The following is a 9,994-nucleotide window of genomic DNA, read 5'->3' on the forward strand; positions in this document are numbered from 1 at the left end:
GGTTGGATCACCTCCTTTCAAGAGAAAAGACTAAAGATTCGTTTCTTTGGTTTTAGTTGTTCTTATCCTGCTTAGTTGTCAGAGATTGTTTTGGACTTTTCCTTTATGTTTTTTACTCAATTATCTTCTATTCAAAGTTATTCCATATATTTCTAAACTTGTGTATTTTTGTAGATATTTTTAAATAATTCCTTGTGGAATCTTTAATTTAAATAGCCACAACAAATCTACTCATATCTATTGTATGGTTAGCAAGGAACTCTTCCATGCTTTTTTGCTTAGAAATTATTTCCATTTGCGCTTCCATGCTTCTATAGCTTCTTGGCTATATTCCAAGTTTGCCCTCAATTGTTCCGCTTCTTTTTCTCGTTTTGCTTTGTTGATTGCATTTACTTTTGCCACGCACTTTGGAGAGTCTGCACAACCACCAATATAAGTAACGCTTCCATCGTTATGGACTACTACACCACATGGCTGGTAATCCAAGCCTTGTGTAGCAAATTGTGCTTTTATCTTGGTGTTGCATTGAAAAAATCATCTATTTTTCCCTCATAATAAGCTGCCTTTTTTGGGTCATTCGTCATTTGTTCTAAAATATTTGGCGCAATCACCACATCATTGCCACTTATGCTCTTTCCTAATATTGTATTATAAACTTGAGTAAAAAATATTCTTTTCAATCCACAATTGTGTATCAATGAGATTCTACAACGGAATCACGGACGATTTTTATAATGGTAAAATGCTAAATATTTGAATTATCAAGCATACCAAGTAATAAAATAGCAAAAATAAAATTAAATTTTAGAAAATTTTAAGCAATTTCTAGCGGGGGGGGGGGGATATAATTCTTTATTTGAAATCCCAAAAGGAGTCCCTATGAATACTATCAATACAAATACTCAAAACTACTACTCTGTGCCAATATCTGACACAAACGCTGTAGAACAAGTCAAAACCAAAGATATGCCACAACAACAGGCGCAAACAGATGCAAAGATTATCGGCTCACTTAATGGCGATACAAACCAAACAGCAACACTCCAAAAAGCTCTTGAAAATGCCAATTTAAGCTCCTTAGCGCAAGAAGTTAAGAAACTAAATACTGACTTAGAAGTGAATTGGAGTGCAGTGGTTGATCCAGGTGGCAAGATTTATGCACGCACTTATGTGGAATCTCTTGTAAAACAATACGAAACTGTCGAAAACTCTATTAAAGAATACTATGCCGCCGCGCATAAAGATAATCTTGCACAAGGAAGCAAGGCTGATGCGATGAATTATCTCGCACTAAAATATACGAAACTTGGGCAAGAGATGGGGTCGCCACACTATCGTGCAGATATGTCTGCGCAAGAGCGACAAATGGCATTAATGCAAGAGCGCGCATTGCTTTTGGGTGGACATGTTACTCTTGCCGACCCCTTCGCACTTGCAGCAAGTGGCGGGATTCTAAACGGTGAAACAGTCGAATCAATCGCCAAACAAGCAGCACAAGACAAAATCAATGCGCTAATCACAGAATATCAAAAGTCCAAAGGCATTGAGGCGACAAATGCGCTTGATATGCGAATTTAGCAAATTTGTAAGCAAACTCTAAAGTTTCGTAAAAACCAAACGATATAGTTTTAAAACGAAAGGAGCAACAATGCAAATCAATCACACAAATGTTAACAATAGTGTTTTTAGCGGATATGAGAGCGCAAAGCGCAATGCGGAATCTATCGGTGCGAAGTTGGTAAGCTATGCAGAAACAGAAGATATGGCGGCAAGCACGGTGGTTTCAAAAAGCCCTAAAACATTGAGCGAATTAGAGGAATACATACAGGATAAATATGGCGTGAATCAGGCAAATAAGACGATAGAAGGAATCCCGGCGTCTATTAGCGTTTCACCCGCGTTTTTACAAAAGGCACTTGATGACCCCGAAAAATTGCAATGGCTTGAGGAGAATCTTGAAGCAATGCAATCTTTGAATACAGGTTTATTCGCAGGAACGCTTACGAGTGTGAGTTATAGCGTCGATGGCGAGGGAAATATCACGATGATAACAAGTGGCACGAGCGACCCCGATGGCAGAATCGCTAGAGAAAATGCAAAACGCAAAGAACAAGAAAGACTCAGAGAAGAGAAGCGCGAAAAAGAGCGACTAGAACAAAAAAAGCTAGAAGAGCAAGAGCAGCAAAAGAGGGCGAAGCAAAGGCTTGAAAAAACAGGACAACAATCAGAGGTGGAATCCGCACAGGGAAGCTTTCGGTTCATCTCTAGCGGAGATAGTGTCAAAACTCTGCAACTAGAGCTTACAAATGCCTTACAAAGTGGCGCGTCGCTTGAAGTGAGAGCATAGCGTTTATGGTGGATTTAGGATTCTGCGTTAGGGATTCTACATTGTCATTGTGTGGAAATATTTGCGGAATCCCTGCAATAGCGGCTGAGTAACTCACGATTCTACTACTGCGTCATTGCAAGGAGTGAAGCGACGAAGTGCACACTTATATTAAGTTTGCCCACACTTGCAAATCCATAATCACGCAAAAATGGATTCTATAATGGCGAGATTTCAGACTATGGATTGCCACGCTCACAAGATGTTCGTTTGCAATGACGAAAGGCAATCCACATTATGGATTGGTAAGTGCGGGTGAAATTTGTCTCACAAATTACACGCCACGAATTGCGTTGCAATCCTCGCAATAATGATTTGGCACACATTTGGCAGTTCGATGTTATTGGAATGCTTTGTCTTTGTTTGCAATGACGCTAGGAGATTCCAAATGTATCTTGAAATTCCAGCAATAATGTAACAATTGCAGGATTCTAAATGCAATGTAGAATCTTTCAGAAATACATTTCGCTCTGTTTGATGCGATAGTGCAAAATTCTAAAAACATAAGTCATCTATACTCTACCGACAATTTGCCAATAATAAAAAAGATTATCATTTTTTATATATTTTTAAGAGAATATCTTATAAAATCCCTCTCACTTTTAAAAACAATTCTCATAATTGCAAGTGTTTTGCAAAATGTTTTTAAAAATTTCTCAAAAAAAGGACCAAAAATGCAAATTCGTAAAATTACTACAGGTTTAGCCGCATTAGCTCTTATGGGTAGCCTACAACTCGCAAGTGCCGCAGTAGATTTAACCAAAGAAACTAAGGCTTATCGTCAATTCGTGATTGAACAAATTGACTTTCTTCTAGCAGATACAGAGAAGTTTGTCAAAGCTCTAAAAAGTGGCGATGTCAAAGAGGCAAAGGCGATTTACCCTCTTGCAAGAATGTATTATGAGCGTAGCGAACCCATTGCGGAGAGTTTTGGAGACTTAGACCCTCGCATTGATGCGCGTTTGGCAGACCTTGAAGAAGAGGGGTTGGGCGAGAAGGATTGGAGCGGATTCCACAAGATTGAAAAAATCCTTTGGGAAAACAATACCACAAAAGGCACAGAAGCCACAGCAGACCAACTTTTGTTAGATATTAAAGAGCTTCGGGCAAAAATCCCAACTGCAAAAGTAGATGCGGAATTAATGCTAACAGGAGCGGTGGATTTGCTCAATGAAGTTTCTACTAGCAAAATCACAGGGGAGGAAGATATTTTTTCTAAAACAGACCTTTATGATTTTCAAGCAAACATTGAAGGAGCGGAGAAAATCTATCAACTTTTCAAACCTTATTTAGTTAAAAAAGACAAAAAACTATCCGATGAAATTGAAACACAATTTAAAGCAGTCAATTCTTTGTTGGCAAAACACAATCTCTCCAAAAATGGCGGATATGATTTTGTTGGCTATGATAAGCTCACACAAGCGGATATTAAAGCCCTCGCAGAAGCAGTTAATAAACTAGGTGAGCCGCTTTCAAAAATGGGTGTTATCCTAGAATAAGGCAAGTCTATGAAAAGTTTAGACAGACGCGATTTTTTAAAGAGTCTGGCAGTAGCGGGAGCTGGGGTTTTATCCCCCGCTATCTTAAATGCGGAATCCAAAGTTCATGCTCCACGAATATCTCCTACCCTTGCAAATCAATATCCATTTTTTGGCATACACCAACAAGGCATTGCTACTCCTGCGCAAAAACACATTTATTTTTTGGTTTTGGACTTACACACAAGCTCTCGCGCAGAGATGAAAGAGGTCTTCCAAACTTGGACGGCTTATGCAAGCAAGTTAACCGCGGGTGAGAATGTTGCACCCTATGGCAAAAACTTGCTTGTCCCGCCAAAAGATACCGGCGAAGCGGATTCTCTAAATCCTTATAATCTAACCCTAACTTTCGGAGTAGGGGCGAGTTTTTTTGATAAGCTAGGCTTAAAGTCTGTGCGTCCCAAATCCTTAAAAGATTTACCGCATTTCCCGCGAGATCAATTGAGGGAAGAATTTAGCGGAGGTGATATTTGTATTCAAGCCTGTGCAGATGATCCACAAGTAGCTTTCCACGCCGTGCGGAATCTCGTGCGTGTTGCGCGGCTTAAAGTTACGATGAAATGGTCGCAAATGGGATTTAATTCTTATGAGGGCAAAGAAACCCCGCGCAATCTGTTTGCCTTTAAAGATGGCACGATTAATCCAAGCGCAAATGAGCTTGATAAAGTGGTTTGGGTTAAGGACGGAAGTTGGCTTGATAATGGGACTTATTTGGCGATTCGTCGTGTGCAAATGCATCTTGAAACTTGGGATAGGACGCACCTTAAAGGACAAAACGATACTTTTGGGCGTATGCGGGATTCGGGTGCGGCTTATGGCAAGAACGAAGAGTTTGAAGAAGCAGATATTGAAGCGCGTGATGAAAATGGTGAGCGCATAATGCCGGAAGATTCGCATGTATTTTTGGCGAAAAAAACCGGAATCCAAGTCTTGCGTCGCTCGTTTTCTTTTGCAAGTGGTGTAGATTCACGCACGGGGCAATTTGACGCGGGGTTATTGTTTATTTCATTTCAAAAAGACCCTATGCAGTTTATCAAGATTCAAAATGCCTTAGGCAATGTGGATAGAATGAATGAGTATATTACCCACATTGGAAGCGGACTTTTTGCTTGTTTTGGCGGTGTGAGTAAGAAAAATGGGGATTATATAGGACGCGCCCTTTTGGGCTAAACTTGAATCTTTAGAGGATTTTGTATGATAAAAAAACTTTTGATGGCTTTGTTTTTGTTTGCGATTCCACAAATTCTAAGTGCGGAAGTGCGCGTAGGGCATTTGTTTGTGATGATTTCCGATGCAATGGAAAATGCAAAAAATGACAAGAATATGGAATCTCTGCCGATTTTGGAAAAATTCAAGGAAGATTTTAATGTGATTCCTACTCATAATTCAGCTGCTGGCATAGAAGTCAGTAAGACTTTGGAATCTGCGTTAAAAGAGCCGAATTTGGAGAGTTTGGAATCCCTTTCTATTGCCCTAATTGCATTTGAAAAAGAACAGAATCCTGTGGATTATGAGGCAAAAAGAAAGCAGTTTGAAAAGCGTGTAATGCCTTTGTTTAAGCAATTTGAACGAGCTACAAAAGAAAAAGATATAGAAGCATTGCCCACACTCTATAAAAAACTTTATGACACATGGCAACGCAATGAACGCGTAGTAGGCGATACAAGTGCTGGACATTATGGACAGATTGAAACTGCGTTGGCACTTTATCGCGTGGCAATGGTGAGCGAATCGGTGGATTTTGAAGCAATGAATTTGCAGCTTGAAAAGCTTGGCGTGGCTTTGAGAGACTTTATCGCAGGAAATGTTTTAGAGGCGCAAAGCATAGAGGGTGCGCCACAAACATTACCTGATGGTTTGGCACTTTTGCGCCGCGCCCTTAAGGATTTCCCCGAAAATGAGGCGGCGGCAAAGGACGCGATTTTTACTTTTATCACGCAATGGGCGATTTTTGAAGGTGAAGTTAGCACACGCGATGGCGGACTTTATACGCGTGTGGAATCTGAACTTCCAGAAATTGCCGCTAAGGGCGCGACAGAGGAGAATCTCGCGCGATTCCAAAATCTCATTGAATCTATGGAAGCATTAGATATTGATGCGAACTATACTGCTTTTGATGCAGCGATAATCTTGCTAAGAGAGGGAGTGGAAGCACTTTTGATTATTATGGCATTACTTGCTGCGCTAAAAGCTGCAAACCAGCCTCAAGGGCGCACATGGGTAATAGGTGGTGCAGTGTTTGGCATTGGGTTTAGCTTGATTGTAGCGGTGGCTTTGGTGCAACTCTTTCCGCTTGCCGCAGCAGGGACGAATCGCGAGATTTTAGAAGGTATTGTTGGAATCGTAGCGGTAGCTGTAATGGTGTTTGTAGGTGCTTGGTTGCATAGTAAGGCAAGTGTTGAAGGTTGGCAGAGTTATATCTCACGACAAATGGGAAAGGCTTTGGCGCAGGGAAGTTTGTTGGGCTTAGGTGGTCTTGCCTTTTTGGCTGTATTTCGCGAGGGCGCAGAAACCATACTTTTTTATGCGGGTATGATGCCACGCATCACAATGAGCTCCTTTGTAAGCGGTGTTGGGTTTGCGTGTGTGGGCTTAGTTGTGGTTGCGTATTTGATGAAGATTTTTACGCAAAAACTGCCGATTCATTTAATGTTTTTAGTGATGAGTTGGTTGATTTATTTTTTGGGATTCAAGATTTTAGGAGTGAGTATTCACGCATTGCAACTTACTAATGTGATGGGGACGACCATTTTACCGCTTCCTAGTATTACTATTTTGGGATTCTATAATAATCTGCAAGGGCTTATTGCGCAGGTTGTGTATATCGCGCTTGTTGTGGCTGTAGCATTTTGGCAAAAGCGTGTGGAATCCAGCAAAAGGTGAGACTTAAGACATTTGAATGTTCAAAATAAATCTTAATAATTTATTTTGCCACCCTTAAAAAAGGAATCGCTATACAAGGCTTATTGTGAAACTTGTTATGATGATTTGTTGGAAAATTTGGTATTAATCTGTTATAATTATATTTATTAACAAAAGGAGTTTTTATGTCAATAAATGTAAAAATCCCTATTATTTTATTTGACGCTAAAGAAGTTGGTATAGATAGCTCTTATTTGCAAAAAATTGCTAATTTTTATTCTGAATATGAAAAAGATAATTATTTATTACATAAAAGAAAAGATAGATTATTTATTTAAAAACAATGTTTTAGATACACTAGATTATAATACAGATATAGCCTCTTTGAAATTGCAAGAGAATGTCAAGGAGGTTTTAGAATCTTAAAGTCTAATAGAAAGCGTCTGATTTCAGAATATCAAATCATTATGGAAAATGGAAATGTTAATATTCAAAGAGTGCCAAATGTTCATTTTGCCCAAACTTATGCTAATTCTTTGGAGGTGTTGGATTATAGGCAATCTATTAGGAAACTTAAGGAATTCCCGATGAGTTATTTGATGAAAATCTTTGCAAAATCATTGAGTATATTTTTTTAAAAATTAGGAGTTTTATTGCCTTTTTTAAAGCTCGTTTGATTGTTCATCATGTTTTGGTGGAATGTATTGACGGAGAGAGTGCTACAAATTCTCCAGAAGGGATTCATCAAGATGGTGTGGATTTTATTGTGTCAGCCTTTGTTGTAGAATCTAAAAATATTGGTGGGGGAGAAAGCATGATTTATTTAGAGGATAAAAAGACTAAGGTGTTTCAAACGACCCTAAAGGAAGGGCAAGGCATTTTACAAGCCGATAAAAACTCTTGCTTATGGCATGAGGTTACTCCTATCTATCCACTCAATAAAGATTTACCAGCTTATAGAAGTAGTATTGGGTTTGATATAGAGATAATGCAATGAAAATAGGGATTTTAGAGGCAGAATTTATTATCTATAAAAGTATAGAGATTCCTAAGATAGATGAAAATATTTTTTGTCTTATTCAAGAAAAAGATGGTATGAGCATTGTCGCTCTTAAAGAGAATGGAAATTCTCAATATTCTCCAATCTTTAAGGCATTTTATTTAGATGAGCTTGATGATTTTAGTCAAAGCGGAATCCTTTATAAAATTTTAAAACCACTTAAAGAAAACAATATTAGCGTATTGGTTTTATCGGCTTTTAATAGAGATTATATTTTTATTGATAAAGATTCATTTCCTCAAGCACTGAATTTAATAAAGGGACTATAATGCTTTTTATGCAAGGATTCTTTCTCTCGCTCTCTTTGATTGTAGCTATTGGCGCACAAAATGCCTTTATTATTAAGCAGGGGTTATTAAAAAATCATATCTTTATTGTTAGTAGCATTTGTTTTCTTTGTGATATTGTTTTAATGCTTGTAGGAATCTTTGGGGTAGGGGAGTTTTTGGCAAAGAATCCTATTATGCAATTTGGTATAGCAGGTTTAGGGGCAATATTTGTCTTTTATTATGGCTTTTTAGCTTTAAAATCAGCTCTTTTTAGCTCCGTTAATTCTGTGGTTTTAAAAGAGGATTCTTCTAATGCTTCTTCTCTGCAAAAGACTATTTTCTTAAGTTTAGCTTTTAGCCTTTTAAATCCTCATGTGTATTTAGATACGGTTTTCATTATAGGGGCTTTTGCGATTACCTTTAATGAAGAAGAGAAAATCATCTTTGCATTAGGGGCACTTAGTGCTTCATTTTTATGGTTTTTTAGCTTAGGTTATGCAGCTTATAAACTAAGTCCTTGGCTTAGGAAACTCTCAAGAATCATTGATGCTTTAATTGCCTGTATGATGTTTTTTATAGGCTATACATTAATTTCACATATTTTAATCTCCATTTAAGTTATTTTGCGTATAATCTCATTTCCATTTTTCAAAAATGGTGTTCTTTTCACAACTAATTGTTAAAGCCTAGATAAGTAATAACTACAATCACGCAAATAACCAAAAGATTGTTTTAATGAACTTACATTCATTAAGGCAGTGGCGTTTAGAATACAAAGTCAGTTAAGCTTGTGAAGGGCAAATGGTGGATGCCTTGGGTAGTAGAGGCGATGAAGGACGCACTAGACTGCGATAAGCTATGGGGAGCTGTCAAGAAGCTTTGATCCATAGATTTCCGAATGGGGCAACCCAATGTGTAGTAATACACATTACCTTTAATGGAGCGAACCTAGTGAAGTGAAACATCTCAGTAACTAGAGGAAAAGAAATCAAACGAGATTCTCTTAGTAGCGGCGAGCGAACGGGGAAGAGGGCAAACCCAATGCTTGCATTGGGGGTTGAGGACTGCAACATCCACTGAAATAATCTAATAGAACATTCTGGAAAGTATAGCCATAGAGGGTGATAGCCCCGTATATGAAAGATTATTTCTAGGTAGCAGGATCCAGAGTAGGTCAGGGCACGAGAAACCCGGGCTGAAGCAGGGGAGACCACTCTCCAACCCTAAATACTACTACTACACCGATAGCGAACCAGTACCGTGAGGGAAAGGTGAAAAGAACCGCAGTGAGCGGAGTGAAATAGAACCTGAAACCATTTGCCTACAATCATTCAGAGCCCTATGATTTATCAGGGTGATGGACTGCCTTTTGCATAATGATCCTGCGAGTTGTGGTATCTGGCAAGGTTAAACAAATGTGAAGCCGTAGCGAAAGCGAGTCTTAATAGGGCGTTTTAGTCAGATGCTGCAGACCCGAAGCTGAGTGATCTATCCATGGCCAAGTTGAAAGTGGGGTAACACCCACCGGAGGACTGAACTCGTACCCATTGAAACGGGTTGGGATGAGCTGTGGATAGGGGTGAAAGGCCAATCAAACTCAGTGATAGCTGGTTCTCTTCGAAATATATTTAGGTATAGCCTCAAGTGATAGTAATAGGGGGTAGAGCTCTGATTGGGCTAGGGCTGCTCACCGCGGTACCAACCCCTGTCAAACTACGAATACCTATTACCGTATCTTGGGAGTCAGGCGGTGGGTGATAAAATCAATCGTCTAAAGGGGAACAACCCAGACTACCAACTAAGGTCCCAAAGTTCTATTCTAAGTGGAAAAAGATGTGGAGTTACTCAGACAACCAGGAGGTTGGCTTAGAAGCAGCCA

At 39.1% G+C, this 9,994-nt stretch carries 9 protein-coding genes and 1 rRNA gene; all 10 read left to right on the top strand.

The genetic code is table 11. From position 1 onward, the window contains the following. Nucleotides 1-879: 879 nt before the first annotated feature. Nucleotides 880-1,578: a hypothetical protein gene (locus LS69_RS09425; RefSeq protein WP_138124446.1), complete on the top strand. Its 699-nt coding sequence runs from the start codon at nucleotides 880-882 to the stop codon at nucleotides 1,576-1,578. A gap of 70 nt (nucleotides 1,579-1,648) precedes the next feature. Then, the gene (locus tag LS69_RS09430; RefSeq protein WP_138124449.1) at nucleotides 1,649-2,347 is read left to right on the top strand and encodes a hypothetical protein; all 699 of its coding nucleotides are present in this window, start codon (nucleotides 1,649-1,651) and stop codon (nucleotides 2,345-2,347) included. A 713-nt stretch (nucleotides 2,348-3,060) separates the two neighbouring features. Beyond that, nucleotides 3,061-3,885 carry an iron uptake system protein EfeO gene (gene efeO / locus LS69_RS09435; protein WP_138124452.1) on the top strand — a complete coding sequence of 275 codons (825 nt, stop codon included), beginning with the start codon at nucleotides 3,061-3,063 and terminating at the stop codon, nucleotides 3,883-3,885. A gap of 9 nt (nucleotides 3,886-3,894) precedes the next feature. After that, nucleotides 3,895-5,094, top strand: a complete 1,200-nt coding sequence (gene efeB / locus LS69_RS09440) for an iron uptake transporter deferrochelatase/peroxidase subunit (RefSeq protein ID WP_138124455.1) — start codon at nucleotides 3,895-3,897, stop codon at nucleotides 5,092-5,094. A gap of 24 nt (nucleotides 5,095-5,118) precedes the next feature. Beyond that, entirely contained in the window at nucleotides 5,119-6,807 is a 1,689-nt protein-coding gene (locus LS69_RS09445) for an FTR1 family protein (RefSeq protein ID WP_138124458.1), read from the top strand. A 164-nt stretch (nucleotides 6,808-6,971) separates the two neighbouring features. After that, entirely contained in the window at nucleotides 6,972-7,124 is a 153-nt protein-coding gene (locus LS69_RS10575; protein WP_194145482.1) for a hypothetical protein, read from the top strand. Nucleotides 7,125-7,459: 335 nt separating this feature from the next. Continuing rightward, complete coding sequence (locus LS69_RS09450) at nucleotides 7,460-7,783, top strand: 2OG-Fe dioxygenase family protein (protein WP_238699289.1); 324 nt, start codon at nucleotides 7,460-7,462, stop codon at nucleotides 7,781-7,783. Further along, the gene (locus LS69_RS09455; protein WP_138124464.1) at nucleotides 7,780-8,115 is read left to right on the top strand and encodes an ACT domain-containing protein; all 336 of its coding nucleotides are present in this window, start codon (nucleotides 7,780-7,782) and stop codon (nucleotides 8,113-8,115) included. Before LS69_RS09450 ends, LS69_RS09455 begins: the two co-directional genes overlap by 4 nt. Continuing rightward, nucleotides 8,115-8,732: a LysE/ArgO family amino acid transporter gene (locus LS69_RS09460; protein ID WP_138124467.1), complete on the top strand. Its 618-nt coding sequence runs from the start codon at nucleotides 8,115-8,117 to the stop codon at nucleotides 8,730-8,732. Before LS69_RS09455 ends, LS69_RS09460 begins: the two co-directional genes overlap by 1 nt. A 163-nt stretch (nucleotides 8,733-8,895) precedes the next feature. After that, nucleotides 8,896-9,994, top strand: a 23S ribosomal RNA gene (locus tag LS69_RS09465); the annotation flags it as partial.

Origin of the sequence: Helicobacter sp. MIT 05-5294, assembly GCF_000765675.1 — a bacterium.
GTDB lineage: Bacteria > Campylobacterota > Campylobacteria > Campylobacterales > Helicobacteraceae > Helicobacter_D.